The sequence below is a fragment of the Ornithinibacillus caprae genome (genome assembly GCF_009728145.1).
GTDB lineage: Bacteria > Bacillota > Bacilli > Bacillales > Amphibacillaceae > Ornithinibacillus > Ornithinibacillus caprae.
The window spans coordinates 30,724-54,403 of record NZ_WOCA01000001.1 but is presented as its reverse complement, the minus strand read 5'-3'; the positions used below and the strand labels follow the sequence as shown (position 1 = coordinate 54,403).

16 protein-coding genes, 3 pseudogenes and 1 other annotated feature are annotated in these 23,680 nt (G+C 35.7%); of the genes and pseudogenes, 8 read left to right on the top strand and 11 right to left on the bottom strand.

What is annotated here, in order from left to right; translation table 11 throughout:
* Positions 1 to 13: 13 nt before the first annotated feature.
* Positions 14 to 628: a forespore capture DNA-binding protein RefZ gene (refZ, locus tag GMD78_RS00270; protein ID WP_155666003.1), complete on the bottom strand. Its 615-nt coding sequence runs from the start codon at positions 626 to 628 to the stop codon at positions 14 to 16.
* Between the two features lie 149 nt (positions 629 to 777).
* Between refZ and GMD78_RS00265 the strand changes: the two genes are divergently transcribed.
* Complete coding sequence (locus GMD78_RS00265) at positions 778 to 1,257, top strand: GAF domain-containing protein (RefSeq protein ID WP_155666001.1); 480 nt, start codon at positions 778 to 780, stop codon at positions 1,255 to 1,257.
* Positions 1,258 to 1,282: 25 nt separating this feature from the next.
* Here GMD78_RS00265 and GMD78_RS00260 read toward each other — a convergent pair whose 3' ends face one another.
* Positions 1,283 to 3,175, bottom strand: coding sequence for a sensor domain-containing diguanylate cyclase (locus tag GMD78_RS00260; RefSeq protein ID WP_155665999.1), 1,893 nt, complete (start codon positions 3,173 to 3,175; stop codon positions 1,283 to 1,285).
* A 399-nt stretch (positions 3,176 to 3,574) separates the two neighbouring features.
* On the opposite strand from GMD78_RS00260, the gene rpsD reads away from it, so the two are divergent.
* The gene (rpsD, locus tag GMD78_RS00255; protein ID WP_155665998.1) at positions 3,575 to 4,177 is read left to right on the top strand and encodes a 30S ribosomal protein S4; all 603 of its coding nucleotides are present in this window, start codon (positions 3,575 to 3,577) and stop codon (positions 4,175 to 4,177) included.
* Positions 4,178 to 4,326: 149 nt separating this feature from the next.
* On the opposite strand, the pseudogene GMD78_RS00250 reads toward rpsD, so the two are convergent.
* From GMD78_RS00250 to tnpA, 4 genes and pseudogenes are all read right to left on the bottom strand, one after another.
* Positions 4,327 to 5,106 (bottom strand): annotated as a pseudogene (locus GMD78_RS00250) (transposase); the annotation flags it as partial.
* A gap of 90 nt (positions 5,107 to 5,196) precedes the next feature.
* Positions 5,197 to 6,456 (bottom strand): annotated as a pseudogene (gene ltrA, locus GMD78_RS00245) (group II intron reverse transcriptase/maturase).
* A 521-nt stretch (positions 6,457 to 6,977) separates the two neighbouring features.
* Positions 6,978 to 7,346, bottom strand: a complete 369-nt coding sequence (gene tnpB, locus GMD78_RS00240; RefSeq protein ID WP_155665996.1) for an IS66 family insertion sequence element accessory protein TnpB — start codon at positions 7,344 to 7,346, stop codon at positions 6,978 to 6,980.
* Entirely contained in the window at positions 7,343 to 7,660 is a 318-nt protein-coding gene (gene tnpA, locus GMD78_RS00235) for an IS66 family insertion sequence element accessory protein TnpA (RefSeq protein ID WP_155665994.1), read from the bottom strand. Before tnpA ends, tnpB begins: the two co-directional genes overlap by 4 nt.
* A 449-nt stretch (positions 7,661 to 8,109) precedes the next feature.
* Between tnpA and GMD78_RS00230 the strand changes: the two genes are divergently transcribed.
* The 3 genes from GMD78_RS00230 (at position 8,110) to GMD78_RS00220 (ending at position 10,404) form a co-directional block, all read left to right on the top strand.
* A complete protein-coding gene (locus GMD78_RS00230; RefSeq protein WP_343042035.1) occupies positions 8,110 to 8,640 on the top strand; it encodes a sigma-70 family RNA polymerase sigma factor in 531 nt (176 codons plus the stop codon).
* The gene (locus GMD78_RS00225; protein ID WP_155665992.1) at positions 8,630 to 9,703 is read left to right on the top strand and encodes a DUF4179 domain-containing protein; all 1,074 of its coding nucleotides are present in this window, start codon (positions 8,630 to 8,632) and stop codon (positions 9,701 to 9,703) included. Before GMD78_RS00230 ends, GMD78_RS00225 begins: the two co-directional genes overlap by 11 nt.
* A gap of 122 nt (positions 9,704 to 9,825) precedes the next feature.
* Positions 9,826 to 10,404 (top strand): hypothetical protein, encoded by a 579-nt coding sequence (locus GMD78_RS00220; RefSeq protein ID WP_155665990.1) that lies wholly within the window; start codon positions 9,826 to 9,828, stop codon positions 10,402 to 10,404.
* A gap of 1,371 nt (positions 10,405 to 11,775) precedes the next feature.
* Here GMD78_RS00220 and GMD78_RS00205 read toward each other — a convergent pair.
* Positions 11,776 to 13,006 (bottom strand): annotated as a pseudogene (locus GMD78_RS00205) (IS256 family transposase).
* A gap of 252 nt (positions 13,007 to 13,258) precedes the next feature.
* Positions 13,259 to 13,474, bottom strand: coding sequence for a hypothetical protein (locus GMD78_RS00200; RefSeq protein WP_155665984.1), 216 nt, complete (start codon positions 13,472 to 13,474; stop codon positions 13,259 to 13,261).
* A gap of 282 nt (positions 13,475 to 13,756) precedes the next feature.
* On the opposite strand from GMD78_RS00200, the gene GMD78_RS00195 reads away from it, so the two are divergent.
* The gene (locus tag GMD78_RS00195; RefSeq protein WP_155665983.1) at positions 13,757 to 14,308 is read left to right on the top strand and encodes an RNA polymerase sigma factor; all 552 of its coding nucleotides are present in this window, start codon (positions 13,757 to 13,759) and stop codon (positions 14,306 to 14,308) included.
* The gene (locus GMD78_RS00190) at positions 14,308 to 15,729 is read left to right on the top strand and encodes a hypothetical protein (RefSeq protein WP_155665981.1); all 1,422 of its coding nucleotides are present in this window, start codon (positions 14,308 to 14,310) and stop codon (positions 15,727 to 15,729) included. Before GMD78_RS00195 ends, GMD78_RS00190 begins: the two co-directional genes overlap by 1 nt.
* A gap of 311 nt (positions 15,730 to 16,040) precedes the next feature.
* On the opposite strand, the gene GMD78_RS00185 is transcribed toward GMD78_RS00190, so the two are convergent.
* The 3 genes from GMD78_RS00185 to tyrS all read right to left on the bottom strand — a co-directional run bounded on the left by GMD78_RS00185 (position 16,041) and on the right by tyrS (position 20,115).
* Complete coding sequence (locus GMD78_RS00185; RefSeq protein WP_155665979.1) at positions 16,041 to 17,141, bottom strand: M24 family metallopeptidase; 1,101 nt, start codon at positions 17,139 to 17,141, stop codon at positions 16,041 to 16,043.
* Between the two features lie 13 nt (positions 17,142 to 17,154).
* Complete coding sequence (locus tag GMD78_RS00180; RefSeq protein ID WP_155665977.1) at positions 17,155 to 18,540, bottom strand: sodium:solute symporter family protein; 1,386 nt, start codon at positions 18,538 to 18,540, stop codon at positions 17,155 to 17,157.
* 306 nt (positions 18,541 to 18,846) lie between these two features.
* Entirely contained in the window at positions 18,847 to 20,115 is a 1,269-nt protein-coding gene (gene tyrS, locus GMD78_RS00175) for a tyrosine--tRNA ligase (RefSeq protein WP_155665975.1), read from the bottom strand.
* 55 nt (positions 20,116 to 20,170) lie between these two features.
* Positions 20,171 to 20,390 (bottom strand) — a binding site (T-box leader).
* Between the two features lie 121 nt (positions 20,391 to 20,511).
* Between tyrS and GMD78_RS00170 the strand changes: the two genes are divergently transcribed.
* Complete coding sequence (locus tag GMD78_RS00170; protein WP_343042034.1) at positions 20,512 to 23,475, top strand: transglycosylase domain-containing protein; 2,964 nt, start codon at positions 20,512 to 20,514, stop codon at positions 23,473 to 23,475.
* Positions 23,476 to 23,680 lie beyond the last annotated feature (205 nt).

Below are 23,680 nucleotides of genomic sequence, written 5' to 3'. Positions count from 1 at the left end.
TAATTATGATTATTTATGCGCTATCTTGGTGTACTACATAATCTATCCAGTTATGAATTGTTTGGACATATTTATTTATAAATTGTGTATGGGAATAATCCCCAATCACTTGGTCCTTCCATTCATTATGTAAAATATAAGGTGTTACTAACATGCCCTTCAATTGCATTAATAAGAACTGACGGTCTAAATTGTTTTTCTTTTCATCTTTAATCGCATCCATAAAAGCCAGCCTTATTAAATAATTTTCCTTTGCTAAATAAGTAACAGCCATCTCCCTTACAAATACAGAATCCAAAGATAACTCTCGGTGGATAAAACAAGAAAGTTGGAGGTTACTTTGTTTGTACTGTATAATGGAGTATATTAATTTTTTCACCTTTTCTAACGGTGACATCGACTCTGAATGCTGCAAGGTTTCTTCCATTGTTTCCAAATAAGCTTCATAGTAATGGGTTACTGCATATTCTAACAATCCTTGTTTACCTTTGAAGTAATAACTTATTAAGGAAACATTCACAGAGGCTGCTTCTGCAATATCTCGGACCGATGTTCCATGAAAACCTTTCTGAAAAAATAATCTAGAAGCTGCATTAATAACTTTTTCTTTTGTAGGATTGTTTTTCATATTTTTCAACTCCTAGTCATGAGTTTTGATGTTGAATATGGATTACCCATCTATATCTTAAATACGACAAAGATGACAAATATCCTGCATTTTTTCATCGACAAATCTCTGCATTTTTGTCGAAATATAATTGATAGAGAGGGATACGTATGTTTCAAACAACAGGCTATTCTGGAAATAAAGTCCAGGATTATGAATTACTAATCAAGCAATTAACTTCTTTATTAGAAGGAGAGAACGACACAGTTGCCAATCTTTCCAATGCAGCTGCATTACTCAATCAATTTTTAGATGACGTTAACTGGGTTGGTTTTTATTTATGGAAAAACGATCAGTTAGTACTCGGTCCATTCCAAGGTTTACCTGCTTGTATTCGAATCCCGTATGGTAGAGGTGTTTGTGGGACAGCAATAAAAGAGCAAGCTACGCAACGAATTGAAAATGTTCATAACTTTCCGGGACATATAGCTTGTGATAGTGCTAGTCAGTCAGAAATAGTTGTGCCCATCGTTATACAAGATGAACCGTTTGGCGTACTTGATATTGATAGTCCAAAACTAAGTCGTTTTGATGAAACAGATCAGCTTTACTTAGAAAAATATGTTCAAGCATTAATAAAATTTCTTTAATCCGAGGCGGCTAAATTAACCGCCTTTACTCATGTATTACTGGTTCTTCTTCATCTTGGCTTTTCTTAACTACACAATTCTTTCCATAACTTTTTGCCTCATACAACGCCTTATCTGCACGGACAAAGAATCTCTTAGCAGTATCGTTACTTTTGTTTGACCATGAAGAAACACCTGCTGAAAGTGTGACGGACGGTGAAGTAAAATTTGCTACTTGTTTACTAATGACTCCTGCGATCTGTACGCCATCATTTAAAGTTGTATTTGGTAAATATATCGCTAATTCCTCTCCTCCCCATCTTGCTGCTACATCCTCATCTTCAATATTCGTTAAAATAATTTCTGCAATTTGTTTTATAACCTCATCGCCAATATAATGTCCATGTGTATCATTGACCTTTTTAAAATCATCAATATCAAATAAGATCAGTGTACCCATCTCACCAGTTTCCATATGATCGCGAATTTTCTCATCTAAATAACTTCTAGCATATAGCTTTGTTAAATAATCTGTATGGACAGCTTTTTCTAATTGTTCTTTTAAAATGGTATTCGCTAATGCTAGTGTTGAGTGTTGTACTAAAGACTGGATAAATTTAAAATTATCAAACGAAAAGAAGTAAGGTTGTTCATGCAAAATAATAACGATACCAGTTATCGTTCCAGAATGTTGCATGGGAACAGCCATAACTGAACGATAAGGAATGTTTAATTCACTTTGGAATTCTCCTGCAAAAATTGCATCCTTGGTCTTCAGCAACTGATCCCATAAGTATTTAAATAATGACCGACCTTCAATACTTTCAAAATAAGACGTACTTCCATCTAGAACCTCAAAGCTATGATTATTTTCTTTATTAACATAAATAAATCCTAGCTGTGACGCATGACAAATATTAATAATCTGATTTTTTACTACTTTCGTGATTTCCCTTAAATTCAAATTTGAATTTAATTGGTGTGTGATTTCGTTAATTAGTTTTAAATCCGCCACTAAATGCTTTGAGTCTTGATATAACGTGACATTTTCTATTGCTTTTCCAGCAGTATCAGCAAACCTTTTAATAAATTCAATATCAAAATCTGGAAATTCTACTATAGATGGAGTAATGATTTGTAACACGCCGTATATCCCTTGCTTCCCTTTCAAGGGAGCATACATATACGTTTTTTTGTCTAACAAACGATCTTCTATTTGAATTTCGCCACTGATAAAAGCTTGGGAACTTACTCGTTTGGTAGAATCATCACTATACTCCAATGCCTTAATAGGTAAGGAAGAATTATGATCATAATCTTGCGATAGCAATAAATAATGTGAAAATGTTGGATATATCTTTTTAATGGATTCTAAGATCTCTTTCAAAATTTTGTTTTTATCACTAGTAGAAAAAAATTGGGATGTACGTTCCAGTAAAAATTGTTCCTTCTTTTCCCTCTCCCCCATAATATTCATGTCATTTATTATATTAAGGACTTTTTCTGTTTCCGTCTTTATAATTGGTAAAACATCATCTTGAAGCTGACTCGTAGCATCGTTTTGTATTAGTAAAAAACATACTGGCCCAATTTTAGGTTGTAATGGAATCGTAGCATATGTAAGCGAAAGATCCTTTGTTTTTATGATATCATGATCTTGATGAAAGGTTTGACAGGTATTATTCATCATAGCTTCTTTGTAATAATGATCATGATCATTTATCTCGACTTTTATATAATTGTTCTTTTCATTCATTAATAAGAATGAATTATTCCAATGATTATATTTATAAAAACCAATATAAGAAACGTTTAATAAACGCTCTAACAAACTTGTTAATTCTGTATAAAATATCCACTCTTTTTCATCATGGGTATCTGTAAGTAATGTAAAATAACTACTTCTTATTTTTTCCGCTAGATTTTGAAATCTTTTCATATATATATCACCTATTATAGGAATTTCTAACTATTACTTTTATATTATATAATAAGAATGATATATTTCCTATCCCAATACAGAAGTTTTGGAAAATTTACATACTATATTCCACTAAATATGGAAAAACTAATCTTAGCTAGGTGATTATAGTAAAATACAGGAATATCTAAGAAAATCATTGACTTACATCTGTATAACTTATATACTAGTCTATGTGTAAAATAATAAGGTAGCCTATGTGAATCACCGCATGCCCCCATTATGTACCTCTTTTAAAGAGGTGTATCGTGTAACTCTCTGCTGCTGGAGCGATGGTACATGAATACATAATGGACATCGGAGGAGTCACGGTCGAGTTTTATTTTATGCAAATAAAATAAAAGGAGGAAATGTCCTATGGCACGATATACTGGATCTGTATGGAAAAAATCACGTCGTCTTGGCATTTCATTAACTGGAACTGGCAAAGAGCTAGATAAACGCCCATATGCTCCTGGGCAACATGGAGCAAACCAACGCAGAAAGATGTCTGAGTATGGTTTACAATTGCAAGAAAAACAAAAACTACGCTTTATGTACGGATTGAACGAACGTCAATTCCGTAACCTATTTGATAAAGCTGGTAAAATGAAAGGTGTTCATGGTGAAAACTTCATGATTCTTCTTGAATCTCGCCTTGATAACCTAGTTTACCGTTTAGGTCTTGCTCGTACTCGCAGACAAGCTCGTCAGTTAGTAAACCATGGTCATATTACAGTTGATGGTTCACGTGTTGATATCCCATCTTACCTTGTAAAGCCAGGTCAATCTATTGGTGTTCGTGAAAAGTCTAAAAATCTAGATATCATTAAAGAAGCAATCGAAGTAAACAACTTTGTTCCTGATTATGTATCATTCGATGAAAACAACTTAGAAGGAACTTTCACTCGTTTACCAGAGCGTTCTGAACTTCCAGCTGAAATTTCAGAACAACTTATCGTTGAGTTCTACTCTCGTTAATCTGCATTATTTGCAGGATAACACACACAACCCCTTGAAATGTTGTTATATCAACGTTTTAAGGGGTTTTTTATTTTTATTCAGTTTGCAAATTAATGCAAGTTAATGCACTAATTTGGGGCCAAATTGGGACCAAATTGGGACCAAAAAGGTTCTTTCCGAACCTGCAATGATGTCTCGTTTGCATGCAGGATATCATGTTGTAAGAGATGCCTGTACATCGCATTGCAAATCAACTGAAGCCAAGCATTCGCGCCATGCATAATCCAGTTAGCTAATGTTTGACGCGGGATAAATACGCCCAAGCGTTTCAGCTGCTTTTCCTGCCGGTACAGGGGCATGCTTTCTACATACTTCTACGACACCGTATATGCTATTGCTGATGGAGATGCCAAACTGCCTGGAAATACAGGAGTTGGCATTGACGCTGTTTTAATAGGTGTTTCGATTTCATTGCGTTCGCAATGACGGCAGCTATAGACGTGTCGAACATACTCTACGACTTTTACTTCGGCCGGTATAACTTTCAATTCTTTACGCACTTCCATGCTCATTTCGTGGAGTGAACCACCGCAGCACGAACAAATCTGTTCCTCTTCAGATAAACGATATTCAATCGTCTCTGTAGGCAGGTTTTCAAGTTTTTGTTTACGTTCTCCGCGCTGTTTTTTGCGTTTATATGTAATCGTTTCAACTGTTGGCTCTTCCACAGTTGAATCTGCCGTATCCTCAGCTTCATTGAAAAGGGATAGTTGGTCGGGATTGGTTTTCTCACTGGAAGAACCAAATCTCCGTTGTTGGCTTAGACGTAATTGCTCCTCATACCACTTTAGTTTTGCCTCCAATGCTTCCTTTTCCATTTCAAGCTTTTCATTGCGCTCTTTGTAATATTCAATTGTGTCTTGAGTTGTTTGCGCATTATTTTCCATAAAATTAGTATAATTGAGATAGGGGGAGGTGACTAACCTCCTTCCCCCTCAGACCACCGTACGTACGGTTCCGTATACGGCGGTTCCAGATTATGTCGAACGTAGAATTTCATATCTCAAAGTTAAACTCTTTAGCCCTTGTTTTCGCCAATAGGCGGTACCAAGGGTTTTGTGTAGAATTGGACTTTTGGCTACTCGCCAGTATCCTTTACGAGAGTTTCCCCATTCATAGGATTTTCCTCCCCCGCCTAGTTTGGTGAGATTTCGGACTCTCGTCCGAGGATTCTTCCATTCTTTCCACAGAATAATTCTCAACCTACGAGTTAACCATCCCTCAAGATTCTTTAATACAGTTGTTGTATCTATAAGTTGGTAGTATCCTATCCAACCAACAAGATACTGATTAAGTTTACGGATTCGATCTTCCATCTTCATAAATTTCTTCCTAGAAGTTATTTCCCTAACCCTTGCCTTAAACCTCTGTATTGATGTTTTCGATAATCTGACCTTAGGATGTTTCTTGTTCGAAGTAAAACTAAACCCCAGAAACTTTCGTTTCCAAGGTCGATCTACCGCACTCTTCTCACGGTTGACCTTTAGTTTTAACTTCTTCTCGATAAAGTTAGTTATTGCTTTCATTACCCTTTCGCCCGCTCTTTTCGACCGCACATAGATATTACAATCATCTGCATAACGAACAAACTTGTGTCCACGTTTCTCTAATTCTTTGTCCAATTCATCCAACGCAATGTTAGATAGTAATGGGTTCAAAGGACCTCCTTGCGGAGTCCCTTCGGTATTTGGCTGACAAGTCCCTGCTCTAATACTCCTGCTTGGAGATAACGGCGGATGAGTCGCAATAGTTTTGGGTCTTGTATGCGTTTATTGAGCGTCGACATCAATCGGTCATGATGAACTTTATCAAAGAACTTCTCTAAGTCCATATCGACTACCCATCGGTAACCTTCCTTAATGTAGTTGCGTGCTTTATTGACTGCATCATGTGCTCGTCTTTTTGGACGGAATCCATAGCTACATTCCGAAAAGGTGGGATCGTATACTTTTGTTAAAACTTGAGAGATTGCCTGTTGAATAAAACGGTCCGTTACTGTTGGGATTCCTAATTTTCTCTTCCCACCACCTGGTTTTTGGGATTTCGACTCGGCGAACGGGTTGAGGTTGATAGGTGCCCTCTAGTAACTGTTGTCTTATTAGGACCCAGTTCTCGTGAAGGTAAGGTCGTAGGGATTTTACGTCCATGCCATCCACTCCGTGGCTTCCTTTGTTTTTCCTTACTCGCTTTTCGGCAAGTAAGACATTTTCATTTGAGACGACTCGTTTCATTAACATCGATATTTCCTCCTGCGTAAGTCCCTTTCCTTCTTGTGTCATACATATTCTCCACCCTCTCTAATGTCCCCAGTACATTCATTACTTCCTCCACTAGATGAGGCATCTAACGTTTTCTGTTTCAATGAATGGTATGTACGCCAAGGCGTGACTCTCCATAATTGGTTCAGTCCTTCCCTAACATCTTAAGCTATTAAGTACTATGACCTCTGCTGACGTCTGTCGTTCAACGCACCCGTTTCGAGTACGCTTACCGTGTAGGCACGGCGTGCCGACAGATTCTCCCCGGGTAAGAGTACAGACTTTCCTTCCATGTCTCCGCCTCATTTACTCTGTGACATCTTCGGCAGTAAGGACTTTGTCTTGTTCGGCAGACTCATCCAGTGCCACCTAGCCTTGTATGAGATTCGTGTCCCTCGGAGCAGAAGTTTGCCGCCGACTGCCTTCAGCCATGGAGGTCACCCTTCATGACCTTGTCTTAAGCTACAGCTACTACTGCCTTCACTGTTCGAACTTTCACCCTAGAGTCTGTACCCATGCCGGGCACACCGAAAAAGAACCCGGTGTGCTTGTTTTTGGTCAATAGGCAGCCCATCTAACAGCCAACGCAGTTGGCGAGGACTGATATCCATTGGTGCTTGGTCCTCCGCAGATGGCCATTGAAAGGTACTACGTTCTAATCTGCGGTAATGCAACCAAACCCCATTGTGCTCCCACTGAAGGATTTTAAGCTTATCTCGCTTCCGATTACAGAAGACAAATAAGCAAGGAGAAAATGGATCAAGGTTGAAACATTCCTTTACAATGACTGCCAGACCATCTATAGATTTGCGAAGATCTGTACTGCCTCGCGCTAAATGAACACGTTCGTATCGTGTATTAATTATCATTGTTTATGCAGCACATGCACTACATCGGAAAGTAATGCCATATTAGTACCTGGGCGCACTTCAATAGAAAGTTGACCGACATGTATAAAAACGGATTGATCACTTATATGGCCTGTTGTCTCACTTTGCATGTCTACCGCAAGCCACTGTACTTCTGATTCAGAATCTATCTCATCTTCAAATCTACGAATCCAGTAATACATCTGATGATCTTTAACACCTTCTACCCGGCACCATTCAGCAACACTCAAGCCACTGGCTTTCCAGGCATCAAATCTTGCTTTCCATTCTATTCTTTTTTGAGCTTTCGTCATTGCATAACCTCCCGAAACTTTTTCTAAGAAGATTATCGAATGAATAGATTATCATATAAACGTGGGGACTATTTGACGCTTACGTTTATTTTCTACTTCTGTTACATCAAGCAGCCCATAAGGTGAAATGCAGTAACATTTTATATATTGAGCGACAAGAATGCGTTAAATCAAGGTTTTGTATATTTCCAATTTGTAACATCTTTAACGTAATTTAACGTTCTAAATTGCGTAAGCAAAATATTAGCATTTCAAAACTTATTAATTTACTATAATATTTCCCCGTATTTGGCATACCCAGTATTCCTTCTTCAAAAGTCGCTTTATTTCCCAAAGTACTTTGAAAGGTAATTACTCAAAACAATTTCTATAATGTGAAGAAATTTTATAGTTCTTGAAACTTAATAAAGCTATGTACAGTCTAATATATAGTTACAGTTAAAAACGGGGTGATACAAATTAGAAAACTAGTAATCAAAGCTCAGAGTGGAGATGTAGAATCTTTTTTAGAGTTATTTCAACTATATAAACATCAGCTATATAGGGTTGCATTTGTATATACGAAAAACAAGGAAGATTCCTTAGATGTTATACAAGAGACAGCTTATTGTGCATTTAAAAATATATCGACTTTAAAAAAACCAAAATTTTTTAAAACTTGGATTATCAGAATAACGATAAACTGTGCGTTAAATATATTAAAATCAAAGAAACATACAGTCCATTATGAAACTAATCATTTAGAAAACTTATCTTATGTAAATGAAGACGTCCCACTAAATATTTCAATAGAACAACTCCTATCGACATTAAATCATAAGGAAAAAACAGTTATCATTCTGAAATTTTATTTCGATTACACCTTTAAACAAATATCAGAAACCATGGAATTACCATCAGGATCTGTAAAGTCCTTATATTACCGTTCATTAGAAAAGTTAAGAAATAATGCGGAAAGGAAGGATTACTATGAAAAATAATGTCAAATCAGAGATTAATAAAATTGAAGTCCCCAAGCAATTAGATTCCTATATACAATCAGGCGTTGAATCTGCAACAAAGAATAGAGGTGAGCAAGTGAATAAAAAAATACGTTTATCTTTTGTCCAGATATTCAAAAATAAAAAAATTCTATATACCCTAGGTGCTGGAGCAATTGTTTTTATTTTATTACTCACTACACTGTTACAATCAAAAACGATGTTAGTATATGCTTCAGAAGTACCATTCATTTCAAGTATGTTTAATCTTAAACCGTTGCCTGAACAAATAATCGATGAATTAGAAGAAAAAGATTATTACACCGATAATATCGACATAAGCGTCCCTGTTTTCTCTGGAAAAGAAATACTCATTTCTCTAGGCGGGACATCGAATTATCAATATTCTATTATGGACGATATTAGAATAACAGTAGAAAGATTCCTACACAACAATCAGTATGATTCATTTACAGTCAATGTGCAACAACAAGATGACCAGGCATCCTATCACATTACAAATGCTCAACAAACGGAGAAAGAGAATATGGAACAGGAAATTAAAGGATTAGTATCTGAACTAAATATTGACATAGAACATGTCTTTGTAGAACCACTAGATAAATATATTTCAGTTACCGTTAATGCTTCTATTAACAATGAAAAAGAATTACAAGAATATGCTCAATCTATAAAAAAAGAATTACTGGATCATACAGATTTCAAAGAATATGAGTTCCATGTAACTGTATCCGGTCCTGAAGTATCTGTAGGAAATGATGGATCAACACTCAAGCCATTAACAGATTTAGACAAGAAGATTGGAGGTCTTGCAGGTATGTTAACAGGGAATGAAATGTATAAAGTTACTGGATTTTCTTATAAAGAAGACCCTCTTATATTTGAAATCAAAACTTCTGTAAGTTCATCCGAAGAGGAACATGGAATTTATCTTCAAAATGTAATTGGAGATTACTTTAACTCAACTAATGTTCCTCCAGTGATAGAAAAAGATTCATATCAACTTTATATATACAGTAAAGATGGAAAAAAGATAAATTAAACTACGATAATAATCCTCCTTGTTAGGAATCAGAAAATTACCAATTAAATTATCATCAAAGGGAACTATTTTTAACACGGAACCGTCTATATAATGAAAATATATAACAGGGAGGAATATGGATGATGAAAAAGTGGCTACTAGGATTATTTCTTATCGGATTTTTTGTAGTATCTTTAGAAGGGTTAAAAGTTTCAGCTGATGAATTAAACAACCATGACCCTGAAGATGATAAAGTTTTTGTAAAGACAGGTGAAAAAGTAATTCTAGAAGATGGAAAAACGTTTGTATTGGATAATGGAGTAGAAATTACTGCCAACAAGGTTACAGACAATAATAACAATGAGTTTAATAGTAAATCGATTGGTATTAATTCAACACCTCCAAATGGGCAGTGGGACTATATTGGTGGAAGTCTTTTTACAAACGAATCCCATATATTTCATTCAACGGGGGGAGATATTAGAATAGATATCTTTATAGATCATTTCCCTTCATCGTTAGCTATTCCCTACGTATTTCAGTTAAGAGAACAAGACACTTTTTCTAGTTATTTAGTTAAACAGATAGAAATTAAAGAACATAGAAGATGGGAAGTAAGTGTAAGAGGGTTGAATGATGGAAGTAATGGTAAATCTGAGCTTTTTTTACGTAAATTAACTTATCCGAGTAGAAGTGTTTACACAGAATGGTACGATTAATGACAAGATAGAAGATCAAAAGTATTATATTTTCCTCTTTAAAAAGTGCTATCTAAAAAGATAGTACTTTTATTTATACTGAGATGATAGAATATATATATGAAATAAACATTTTCAGCTACAAATTTGAATTTGGAACAAAATGGATAAGTATTTAAACAAGATATATTCTCATATAGATGATCAACATTTTCTACACTTATTGTAATAAAAATTTATACAAAATTGGTTAAAAGGGGATTATAACAAATTTCTCTCAGTGCATTCCCGTATATCTTCTACATTTAACTTATGTTTCGCACCCAATAAAACCACTAAAATAAGCATAAATAGTTTACAAAAAAACGCAAAAAACCGCAAGAACACAGGGTTTTTGGTATGATTAAGATACAACTTCAAATCAACCAAAAACGAGGTGTTATCATGCGGAAAAATGTAAACGAAATTCAAAATGTACTCAAAACTCATGGTTATTCCATTACTACGATTATAGGTAATGTGATGAAATCCTTCAAATTAAAATCACTGTGTCATCAGATTAAATTCAAGAAGGAAGATGGATATAGTGCGACAGAAATTCTTGCGCTCATAATCATGTTCCCATTGATGTTGCTAAACAGTGTCCCGCTCTCTATCGGAGTCAATTTGAGAATGTCACAACAATGAAAAAAGATGCCAGCTACCGAATGAAAAATAATGAAAAGATGTCCTGGGGAAGCCAGTTACTCGGCGTTGGTAAGAAAATTTAAATACTTGGCCAAGCCTCAAAAGGAAGTCTCTGACAACTCTGCGCTAATTGTTGATGATACCACGGATATTCGCGTGGGTAAAAAGATTGAAAATGTCTCGATGGTGCACGATCATGTGGGTAATAAGAAAGAAAGCAATCTAGGATTCAAAAATATAACATTAGGGTTCTTTGACGGGAAAAGATTCAATCCTTTAGACTTCAGTTTGCACATGGAGAAACGGTTAAAGCAAAGGAACGGAAAAAACAATATAAAAAGGTATGTGATCCTCGTACGCACGGAGCGAAACGCCGCAAGGAATGCAAAGTTGATAAAATCACTAATGCGTTAACTATGATCAAACGTACGGTGAAACATGGGTTTAGGGAAAAGTATGTGCTCGTGGACAGTTGGTTCAGTAGTGAAGGGTTTATCCAAGCCATTCGTGAGATTAAAGATCAATCCTTACACGTAGTATGTGAAGTAAGAAAAAGATAAACGAATGTATACGTACAATGCGACAAGGCCAACGCTAAGAAACTCTTGACTATGTTAAAAAAAGAACAAAAAGAAAAGCGCTGCCGTAAGCGAAATACTCTTAGTAAGAATCGATAAATAGGCTTGTCAAGTAAAGTGTGTAAGTTCAAATATACTTAAGCACTTTATCCTTCAATCGGTCATCAACTAATAACTGATTCATAGCCAGAGACCAATCCCGTATATGCCCACCTTCCCATTTTGTTTCTAATTCTTTTACTCGTAGGAATAGAACCTTTAAGAGAGCGTTCTCGTCTGGGAATGCTCCTTTTTTTGTGACTTTGCGGAAACTGGAGTGTATACTTTCTATCGCATTGGTAGTGTACATGATTTTTCGTACTGCACTTCCGTAATCAAAAAGCTGTTCAACGTGATCAAAATTCCGAATCCATACATCTATGGCACCAGGATAGGCAGACCATTGTTGTTTAAAGGATTCAAAAGCAGTATAGCAAGCCTTCATGTGCTCCATATACTTTTCTGAGCGATTTTGTAAATGCTTTATAGTCTTTACTAGGTACGTATTTTATGGAATTACGAATTAAATGAACAATGCATCGATTCACGATAATATCAGGGAAGATCGCACGAGCTCCATCTTCAAGACCAGATACTCCATCCATAGATAAAAAGAAGATGTCTTCTACTCCTCTAGCTTTGATTTCGTCAAAGATTTGCATCCATTTGTGCTTACTTTCTGTTTCATTCAACCATAAGCCAAGGATTCTTTATTTCCTTCCATGGTGTATCCTAAGATCGTATATACGGCATACTTTTTAGTTTCATATTGGTTTCTGATGGTTGTAAACATACAATCTACAAACACAAAAGTGTAACAATTACTTAAAGGACTGCTTTGCCAATCTTCTAATTCTGGTAATACATTATCAGTAATATTGGATATCATTTCATAAGATACAGAGAAGCCATAGATATCCTCTATTGCGGAGGAAATGTTCGTTGAGACATACCTCTGGCATACATACTCATTACTTTGTCTTCGATCGCAGAAACATCTTTTTGTCGCTTGGGAATAAGTTGCGTTTCAAAAGAACCATCACGATCACGAGGAACTTCTATTTCAACATCTCCAGTACTAGTTTTAACGGTTTTCTTGCCATATCCATTTCTTCTATTGCTAGTTTCTTTTTCTTCCTTATCATTTAATTCATAGCCCAAATGGTAATTCATTTCAACTTTTAACCATCGATTCAAACATCAGACCAAATGTGTCTTTTAATGCATTTTGCATATCCTCTACAGAACTTAGGTTGATACTGTTCAATAATCTTGTTAGCTAATTCTACGGAGTCAGGATCTCTTTTTAGCTTCCCCACTTAAAACACTCCTTTAGCTTTATATTTATTGTTTTACCAAATAAAAAAAACTGTGTAAGTAAGAAACCGTACGCATTTCTTACTTACACAGTTTATATTACACTCCCAAAATTACAAGGTAACCACTTAACTATTAAGCGATTCTATTTTTAATATCTGATCAAAAAATTTATATCTACGTTCTTCATCAGCCATAGTTTCAAAAATCTCCATTGTCGTTTCACCAATTTTTTCTAATTCTTCTTTTACAACCTAATTATTGCTATTGTTAGCAAAATATCTCGAGTAAACACTTATATTTCCAGCTACATGCGTTTCAAAATCAAATTGTGTTGCAGCATTTATAGACATTTCATTCTCTTCTTCTAAAGAATTTATCGTATGATTTATCCATTCATGTATAGAACTAAACTCTGGAATGAATTCATTTGCTAACTCTTCCGATTCTTTTACAAATATTCTTTTCACATACTAAATGTTCAAACTTATCTTAAAATTAAATTACTAATAAAAAATGCGCAAAAAAATGTTGTTTCATAATAGAAAGACAAGTATGGTGGAAATAAAAGGAATTTGCAGTACTTAATTTAACCGGGAAATTAGTTGTAGAATCTACATAGTTATCTTGCGAGAATAAAATTTTTTTTTGATAATAGCATTTGCTTAAATGTTCTAAAAAAAATGATTTATGAGAATCTTTTTTGATAACCTATCGTCTATAATTAAGAGATAGGAATAGGAGGAAGATAAATGAACGATCACGAACTCATACGTGAGATTCTTAGAGGTGATCAACTGGCTATTCAGGAATTGCACAGTCGATATGTCGATCATATTTTCTATTATATTTTCATACAGACGAATAGCTATCACGATTCAGAGGAACTGTTGCAGGATGTTTTCTTTAAAACAGCAAGACAACTTCACCAATTCGAAGGAAAATCATCTTTTAAGACGTGGATTTTTAAAATTGCCCGAAACGTCGTGATTGATTATTATCGAAAGAATAATAAAAGACAATATCCCATAACAATGGATCAAAACTTTATGGAGTGTATAGCTGGTAAGGATGAATCTGCTGAAAAAACAGTCCTCAGAAATTTACATATAGATGAAGTGATGCAAACACTTGATAAACTTCCAAAACACTATCAAACTGTTCTGCATTTGAGGTTTATTGAGGACTTTTCTATTAAGGAAACAGCTGAAATTATGGGGAAAACAATCCTTTCTGTGAAAGCTTTGCAAAACCGTGCAAGAAAGGCACTCTCTGAACAAATCAATCTGGAGGTGAGTAGTTGATGAATGAGCGTAAACAAAAAGATGATAAGTTATTCTACTTACTGATGAACAAGAAAAAAATGAAAGCTTCCAAAGAAGCACGTGATAAAAGTCTTCTTGTGTTTCAAGATGGGTTAAACGATCGAGCTGATTTGTCAAAAATGGGTTCAAAGCGTCGTAAATTTCTTCAAAAAGTCGTTGGTAGTTCTGCTGCTGTAGTTGTTGCTGGAATTGCTGGGTTGTTATTCCTTAGTACCGATAAATTAGAAGGGGATAGAGATGAGGGAAGGAATGCGGAGATCATCGAACAAGAAAATATTGATTCACAGCAGAATGAAGAAAGTACGGAAGAACATTCAAATGAAGAAAACTTGAATCTATTGCATAAAGTACTTAACAGACCTTCCTTTGACTTATCCGACATAAATGCGATGAAATCCAAAAGGATTTTTAATGAAATGTTAGCAGTTTATCTTCCAGATGGTTGGACGATCGAAGAAGAAGAAGGCGAACAAAAACATTCCATTCAAATGATTGGTAGTCAAGGGGAACGAATGAATCTCGTACTTTTTACTGAAGATTACTCCCAAGAAGTATTTGATGCTCAACTCCAAGAATTATCTGCTAATCTTACCAAAGCAGAAGAAATTTCTATTCCAGTAGAATTATTTGTAAGCTCCATTACAATGGATCATGAGATACCATTTCCCTACCCGAATGTATTTCCATTTGATATAGAGGGTGCAAAGTTATCGGCATTTTTTGATGAAGACAACAACAAGTTCAGGGAACTGTATATTTCTGAATTGTTTGGCTATCCGATGATCTATACTTCTGAATTGCCTCTTGATGATGTTGAAAGCTGGACGTTGCCTTTGAGCTTCTTTACTTATATGGAGATTGTCGATTCACCATTCACCATTCATGGTTCTGAAGGTGCTCTTCATCCTGAGTACAAGAGGCCAGTTGAAAAAAGCGTTGCTTTGAAAGTAGGTGCCTTTGGAGTACAGCAAATTGATGTGGAGTTGTATGGAAACAATGAATTAGGTATGAGTAGTTATCTTCCTAGCAATACTGACATTCAACGAATAGACCACGAATATTTTACAGAATGGCGTTTTACAGAACCAAATGTTTCAGAAAATAGCTTTTACTCATTTGGTAAGCTAAAGGATGGATTTCCTCTTGAGAAAGGAAAAGAAATCATGTTTGAAGCACTGAACATCGACCTTTCATATTATCAAGACCTTGATGGAGATGAACCTTACCATTTTTCCTATCAAAGTGGAATGGATGGAGAATTTATCGATGGTCATTTTCAACTATTTGAAATTTCGGGTGAGTGGTATTATCTGCAAAAACACGCTGACCGTAATGATTATAATGGTGGTGTATATATGGAAAGATTAGAAATGTTTATTGATTCTATCGAATGGTATTAATTGGTTTTCTAACCACCTATTAGGAAATATTTACAATCGAAGCTTTTGGGAATCCCAGAATAACCGAAAAAGGATGGGTCACCTTTATTTCCATCCTTTACTATTTCCATTCTATTGGCCATTTTCTAAACTTATGGATGGTTTTTAACAAACACCACAATACCCAGTGTATCTTTGTGTTGACAACACCTAGTCATACTTGCGCTACACAACATATATAAGGTATAAAATACGCTTAGTAAGTTAAAATTCCTCATTGTTATTTACACACAAAAAAGCCAACCAAAATTCGGTTGGCTTTTTCACCTATATTATTCTATAACCTGAAGTTCTTTTGGAAATTTAGTTAGCGTTTCATACCCATCTTTGGTAATGAGCACATCATCTTCAATTCGAACTCCTCCAATACCAGGAAGATAAATTCCTGGTTCAATGGTATAAACATTCCCCTCTTTAAGAATCCCGTCATTGAGATGACTCATGGATGGGAATTCATGTACATTAATTCCCATTCCGTGTCCAATTCGGTGAGGAAAGTATTCACCATATCCCGCTTCTGTTATAATATCGCGAGCAATCGTATCTAAATCACCGATCCTTGTACCAGGCTTACTTGCTTCTAAGGCAGCCATCTGAGCTTTAAGAACGGTATGATAGATTTCTTTTTGCTTTTCAGTTACAGATTTAAATGCAACAGTTCGTGTGATATCTGAGCAATATCCATCAAGAACAACACCTAAATCAAAAAGCACAAGATCTCCAGCTTTCAATTTTCGGTCTCCTGGATTTCCATGTGGATCACCAGCTTTCTCTCCGAATAATACCATCGTTGAAAACGACATCTCTCGAATTCCTTTTTTCTTCAGCTCAAACTCTATTTTTGCTAGTACCTCCATTTCGGTAATACCTTCTGTGAGTGCATCGACACCAACCTGTACACCGAAGTCTGCCATTTCCGTAGCACGTTTGATGACTTCAATCTCATTTTCATCCTTTACAACACGCATTTCATTTAATTTATCCTCCACAGAAATTACGTTTGCATCTGGGAAGAAGTTTAAAAATGCCTCACTACGTCCATAAGAAAGGATTTCTTTTTCGAGAGCTACGTTTTCAGCATTTTCAAGTTGTCTTTCTTCAATCGAAGCACGAATCATATCCCACGGATTTTCATGATCAGAATATCCAACTATTTCGTATTCCCAACCTGCAGCTTTTAATTGGTTTACCTCCATCGCAGGAAGAACAAAAAATGGTTGAGCCTGTTGGAATATAAAAATACCCATTAAACGTTCATGTGGATCCGTATAGAAGTTTGATAGATAATATACGTTTTCCGTTGAATTTAAAAATGCAGCCTCAATATTTTCGCTGTTCAGCCAATTCGTTAATCTTTCTAAACGTTCTTTCATGCCTACACTCTCCTTAATTTTTCTTTTGGGTTGCGAGTGATACTACAATAAGAACAATAATTGCAACTGGAACAGAAATAACGGAACTGTTTAGCTCAAATGGATTGTTCAGCACTAGCTCCCAGAGCAATGTTGTGATAACTCCAGCAACCATAGATGAAATACCACCAATTGCCGTTACACGTTTCCAGAAGAATACCGCTAAAATTGCCGGTGTAATCCCCGCACCATAAACGGTGTAAGAATACATTTGCACTTCTAATACCGTTGGGAAATAACTAATTAATAGATACGAAAATGCACCAAGCACGACGATGAATACTTTCGTCATAACTAATTGTTTTTTATCCGATGCATCTTTATTAATATACTTTCCATATATATCATACGTCATATTTGTTGCTGCGGAAAGTAAATAGGAATTTCCCGTTGTAATAATAAATGCTGCAGCAGCTGCAAGTAATATTCCACCGACTCCTAAAGGAAGTGCTAGTGTAGTTGCCATTAGTGCCATCCCAGGATCAATATCTGGAAAGATGGATCGAGAAGCAAATGCGATAATAGAAATTGCCGGCGAAATAAGTAGCATAACAAGTAACCAACTAAGCGCCGCTCGTTTGGATGACTTGTCTCCTTTTGACGCAGCTAATCGTTGATACATGTTTTGATCACTTAATAACAAGAATAAAGAAGGCAGTAAATAGCCCAGTAGTTGAATGGTTGTTAATCCACCAGTTGCAGTCATATGTGATTCTGGAACATTTGCAACGATGGAGTCCCAACCCCCTGCTACTGAAATAATGATCGGTACTGTAATTAATAAGCCACCAACCATTAAAAATCCACTGATTGCATCTGTTTGAGAAACAGAACGAAGTCCACCAATCATGGCTAGAAAAACAATTAAGACAGCTGCAATAACTGTACCAAGTTCAACACTCATTCCAGTTGTTAGGTTTAGAATAAATCCAAGACCTGTCATTTGATAAGAAACAATACCTACATAAGCTAAAATTACAATGACACTTGCTAAATTACGGGCTGAAGTACCATATTTAGCTTCAAGAATACCTGAAATAGTATACTTTCCAAATGCTCTAATTTTAGGTGCGATAACATATAGAACAAGAATACCAACTAATGTTGGAACCATTAACATAAGGGAAGGAATAATTCCAAAACTGTATGCTACCGATGTTTCACCACCTGAAATACTTCCACTACCTGTCCAGGTAGCAAGCAATGTACCCATTAAAACAAGTGGTCCTAAACTTTTACCCGCTAAGATAAAATCCTTACTATTTGAAACTTTTTTTGACATATAAATCCCTATACCAACCATAAGTACGGCATAGATCCCAATAAACCATAATAGCTGGGGATTTGCTTGTAATTCCATTTTATAGTCACTCCTGATGTAATTATTTCTACTTATTATTCCCCAAAAAAAGTCACGATTTCTATAAAAACAAAATCGTGACTTTTTGTATTTCACGGAATAGATTGTAGATTACAATTTGTCAACTATAAAAGCGTAACATACGTAAAAATGCTCCTCAAATAGGTTATACGTGCATATATGTACGTATACTAGCATTCATCTGCTTTAGCAAAATTCTAATCGCTCATTCGACAAAATACAGCAAAATACGGCTGGTTCCTGTCACTTGTCGAATTTACTAGCAAGTGACTGGAACCTTTAGTTTTAATATTGGATTAAGAAATACTTCTTCTTACCACGGCGGATAATGGTAAATCTATCTTCAATACGATCATCACTTGTCACAACATACTGCAAGTCTTTTTGTCTTTCTCCATTAATATAGATTGCACCATTTTTAATATCTTCTCTAGCTTGTCGTTTAGAAGAAGAGATGTTTGCATTTACTAAAAGATCCACTAGTCCAAGATCTTCTTTATCCGCCTCGTGCGTTGGTACATCTTTAAATCCTTGTTCAATATCGCTAGCAGATAATTGTTTCAGATCTCCACTAAACAATGAGTCAGATATTTTTTGAGCTTGCTCCAATGCTTCTTTACTATGCACCATAATTGTCATTTCTTCTGCTAATCGTTTTTGAGCCACTCTATTTTCTGGACGTTCATCCACTTCTTGCTGTAATGTATCTAATTCTTCTTCAGACATGAATGTAAAGTAACGTAAGAATTTCATTACATCACGGTCATCTGTATTAATCCAAAATTGATAGAATTCATATGGTGTTGTTTTTTCAGGGTCAAGCCATACTGCCCCACCTGCTGTTTTTCCAAACTTCGTACCATCTGCTTTTGTAATTAAAGGTACGGTTAAACCAAATACCTTTATTTCTTCATCTTCATTTTCTCTCGAACGACGAATCAATTCCATACCTGCCGTAATATTTCCCCATTGGTCGCTACCACCAATTTGCATGGTACAATTTTCTTGTTCGTAAAGCTTCTGGAAATCCAGAGATTGCAAGATCATATAACTGAATTCAGTAAAAGAAATCCCCTGTTCAATACGAGCAGAAACAGATTCCTTAGCTAGCATGTAATTTACACCAAAGTGCTTACCAGCATCTCGTAAGAAATCGATTACTGTCATGCTACCTAACCATTCATGGTTGTTACGAACAACTACTGATGTTGATTCCGAGTTTATATCTAAAAGACTTGAAATTTGTAGTTTTAATTTTTCACTGTACCCTTCTACAACTTCAGTAGTATTTAACGAACGTTCCGATGAGCGACCACTTGGGTCCCCTATCATTCCTGTTCCCCCACCAACTAATGCAATCGGTCGATGACCTGCAAGTTGAAATCGTTTCAACATTGTAATCGGTAGTAGGTGTCCAATGTGTAAACTGTCAGCGGTTGGATCAAATCCACAATATAGCGTTACTTGATTTTCTGCTAGATGCTTTTCTAATCCTACTCGATCTGTCGTTTGTTGAATTAACCCACGTTGTTCTAAATCCTGTAAAATATCCATTAATCCCACACTCCTCTTTTTTTAAATCCATTAAAAAAACTCGTTCCTCAATATAATAAGGGACGAGTTTAACACGCGGTACCACCCTTGTTGCAATATAATTGCCACTTTGGGGTTGTTAACGATGACTTCACCGTCCTTCTATAGAGTTTTTAACTCAATAGAAAGATGCTCCAGAGCGTATTTCGTCTGCAAATATGTACTAGCTCCCACCAACCGCTAGCTCTCTTGTAACAGGGATTTGCAACACTACTTAATTCCTTCGTCGCATGTATGTTCAATTATTCTATATACATACCATATATAAAATTAAATTGCAAGAATTTAGTGTTTATCTATACCCGCAGCAAAGCCCTTATGCTATAATTAATAATGGAATTTTTAGGAGGTATTATTGTGAATTTTAAAAATTTACTCCAGAAGTATAGTAAGAAGGTCAGTGAGTATTGGAAAACTGGAAAAGTCCAACGTACTTCAAGGATAACATATGATGTAGTATGGAACATTGTTTTGTTCTTCTTAATTATAGGGTTTATCGGCATGTTTTTTGGTGTAGGTGTAGGAGCAGGTTACTTTGCTTCCCTAGTTAAAGATGAGCCAATTCGTGCTTATGAAAGCATGGAAAAAGATATCTATAATTATGAAGAAACTTCCCGTTTGTACTTTGCTAATAATGTATATCTAGGAGACATTCGTTCTGATATACACAGGGAAGAAACCACATTAGATGAAATATCTGTGACCTTAAAAGATGCAGTAATTGCTACAGAAGATGAATATTTCGAAACGCATAATGGTATTGTTCCAAAAGCAATTGTACGTGCATTATTACAAGAGTTTACTAACTCAGATATGAAATCTGGTGGTAGTACACTAACACAGCAGTTAATCAAGAATCAAATTCTAACGAATGAAGTTTCATTTGAAAGAAAAGCAAAAGAAATTTTACTTGCACTTCGATTAGAGCGTTTCTTTGAAAAAGATGAGATCTTAGAGGCTTACTTAAATATCGTCCCTTACGGAAGAGATGCCTCTGGAAGAAATATCGCAGGAATTCAAACTGCTGCACAAGGGATTTTTGGGCTAAATGCTGATGAAGTTAACATTGCTCAAGCAGCTTATTTAGCGGGTCTACCCCAAAGTCCTTCTCAATACACCCCTTTTGCAAGTGGTGGTGGACTAAAAGATGAAGAAGGAATTCAACCTGGTTTAACTCGGATGAAAGTCGTACTACACAGAATGTACGAAATGGAATATATCACCGAAGAAGAATACCAAGAGGCTTTGGAATATGATATTACGGAAGATTTTGTTACAGATTATAAAACAAGAGATGAAAACTATCCACATGTACAGGATGAGTTAGTTCGAAGAGCAACTGACATTATTAAAGAAAAACTAGCTGAAGAAGACGGCTACTCATTAGAAGATCTAGAAGAAGATGATGAATTAAATCAGCAATTTGAAATGTTAGCAGAGAGAGATCTTCGTCAAAACGGATACCATATCCATTCAACAATTGATAAAAAAATCTATGATGCATTTCAAGAAATCGTCAAAAACTATAAGCATTATGGGCCAGATTGGACTGGACCTGTCAAAGACCCTATAACTGGAGAAGTTAAAGAAATAACGCAGCAAGTACAAGTATCTGGTTCGTTAATTGAGAATAATACAGGTAGAATTATTAGCTTTGTAGGTGGTCGTGATTTCAATGATGAAGACCAATATAACTATGCTACACAGGCATTAAGATCAAATGGTAGTACAATGAAACCATTGCTAGTGTATGCTCCAGCAATGGAAAAAGGAGTACTTCAACCCGGAACGCCTATAGCTGACGTGGAAATGACATATCCAGGTACTAATATTAAACCATCTAACTTTGATAGAAGTTTTCATGGTATTCTATCTACTCGTACGAACTTAGCAAATTCCTATAACATCCCGGCCATTAAAGGATATATAGAAATAATGAATGATAATCCTGTAGAAGAATACCTAGAAAAAATGGGCATTACTTCTTTAGACGAAAATGAATACGCTAATCCATCCCTTTCGATAGGTGGAACCACACGAGGTATTACTATTGAAGAAAACACAAATGCATACGCAACATTTGCCAATGGTGGAAAATTTGTCGATGCTTATATGATAGAAAAAATAACTACAAGTGATGGTGAAGTAATTTATGAACACGAACCAGAGCCAGTTGAAGTCTTTTCACCACAAACAAGTTATTTAACGCTTGATATGTTACGTGATGTAATTTCAAACGGTACTGGTAGTTATGTGAAGTCACAATTAAGCCACCCTGGAGTTGACTGGTATGGAAAGACAGGTACTTCCCAAGATCGTTGGGATATTCATTTTGTAGGGTCAAATCCAAATGTTACATTTAGTACGTGGCTAGGTTACAATATACCGCAACAGCAGTGTCTAGACTGTGATATGTATTATAGTCACAGAAATATGAAGCTTTGGGCAGAGTTAGTCAATACAGCTACAGAAATCAACCCTGAGTTAATGGCACCAAGCAATAGCTTTGAACGTCCAGATGGTATTGTATCTCGAAGCATTTGTGCAATTTCTGGAATGCTTCCATCTGATCTTTGTTCGGAAGCTGGGCTAGTAACCACTGACCTCTTTAATGCTAAATTTGTACCTACTGAGGTAGATGACAGCTTAATGCGTGGAGCTTATGTCATGGTTAATGGAAAGGCAGTTATTGCAGGGCCAAATACTCCAAAGGAATTTGTTGATGGAGATGGTCTGACATTTAACCCTGAATTCTTAAAACGAAATGGTTATGACAAACTAGGTGACATAACACAGCTATTCCCTAATGTGAACCGTAGTGCATGGGAGAAAATTAGTTTACCAAGTAATGATCTAGGATCCGAAATTCAAGATGATGGAAAAGCACCATCTGCCCCAACATCATTAAATAATTCTGGAAAAACATTATCTTGGAAAGCATCTAGTAGTAAAGATGTTGTCGGTTACCGAATATATCGTGCAGCAAATCCAGATGCAAAATTTGAATTGGTTGGAAGCACAGTTGAAACTGAATTTTCTATCCCTAGTAACAAGGCTGTTTATCACGTAAAAGCAGTTGATTACTTTGGAATGGAATCCTCTGCATCTAAAGAAATTGTTATCGGTGATTTTTCTGAACCAAAAGAAGAAGATAAAAAAGATAATGAGGAAGATAAAAGTTCAGGTAATAATGGGAAGAATAAAGATAACAAAGATAATAAAGATAATAAAGGAAACAATGACAACAGCGAACAAGATGAAGGAACAGAAGAACCACCTGATTCTGAAGATCAAGACGAAACCGGAGATAATAATTCTTAAAAAGAAGAGGCAATCGCCTCTTCTTTTTTTATTAACAGATAGGAATGTTTAAATCTTTCCTATTCCGCATAAGTCCAACTATGGCATCCGACATAAAGGCTTGGCAATTGCCAAGTTTTCTCATATATAATTTGACGATCTAGAAAAACACTAAAAATTTAGATGATTATCCTGTATAATACAGAGTAAGAGAGGTATAAGGATA

Bases quoted from the DNA above. Each gene is read 5' to 3' on its own strand.
- refZ (WP_155666003.1), bottom strand. From the start codon at position 628: ATGAAAAACAATCCTACAAAAGAAAAAGTTATTAATGCAGCTTCTAGA.
- GMD78_RS00265 (WP_155666001.1), top strand. From the start codon at position 778: ATGTTTCAAACAACAGGCTATTCTGGAAATAAAGTCCAGGATTATGAA.
- GMD78_RS00260 (WP_155665999.1), bottom strand. From the start codon at position 3,175: ATGAAAAGATTTCAAAATCTAGCGGAAAAAATAAGAAGTAGTTATTTT.
- rpsD (WP_155665998.1), top strand. From the start codon at position 3,575: ATGGCACGATATACTGGATCTGTATGGAAAAAATCACGTCGTCTTGGC.
- tnpB (WP_155665996.1), bottom strand. From the start codon at position 7,346: ATGATAATTAATACACGATACGAACGTGTTCATTTAGCGCGAGGCAGT.
- tnpA (WP_155665994.1), bottom strand. From the start codon at position 7,660: ATGACGAAAGCTCAAAAAAGAATAGAATGGAAAGCAAGATTTGATGCC.
- GMD78_RS00225 (WP_155665992.1), top strand. From the start codon at position 8,630: ATGAAAAATAATGTCAAATCAGAGATTAATAAAATTGAAGTCCCCAAG.
- GMD78_RS00220 (WP_155665990.1), top strand. From the start codon at position 9,826: ATGATGAAAAAGTGGCTACTAGGATTATTTCTTATCGGATTTTTTGTA.
- GMD78_RS00195 (WP_155665983.1), top strand. From the start codon at position 13,757: ATGAACGATCACGAACTCATACGTGAGATTCTTAGAGGTGATCAACTG.
- GMD78_RS00190 (WP_155665981.1), top strand. From the start codon at position 14,308: ATGAATGAGCGTAAACAAAAAGATGATAAGTTATTCTACTTACTGATG.
- GMD78_RS00185 (WP_155665979.1), bottom strand. From the start codon at position 17,141: ATGAAAGAACGTTTAGAAAGATTAACGAATTGGCTGAACAGCGAAAAT.
- GMD78_RS00180 (WP_155665977.1), bottom strand. From the start codon at position 18,540: ATGGAATTACAAGCAAATCCCCAGCTATTATGGTTTATTGGGATCTAT.
- tyrS (WP_155665975.1), bottom strand. From the start codon at position 20,115: ATGGATATTTTACAGGATTTAGAACAACGTGGGTTAATTCAACAAACG.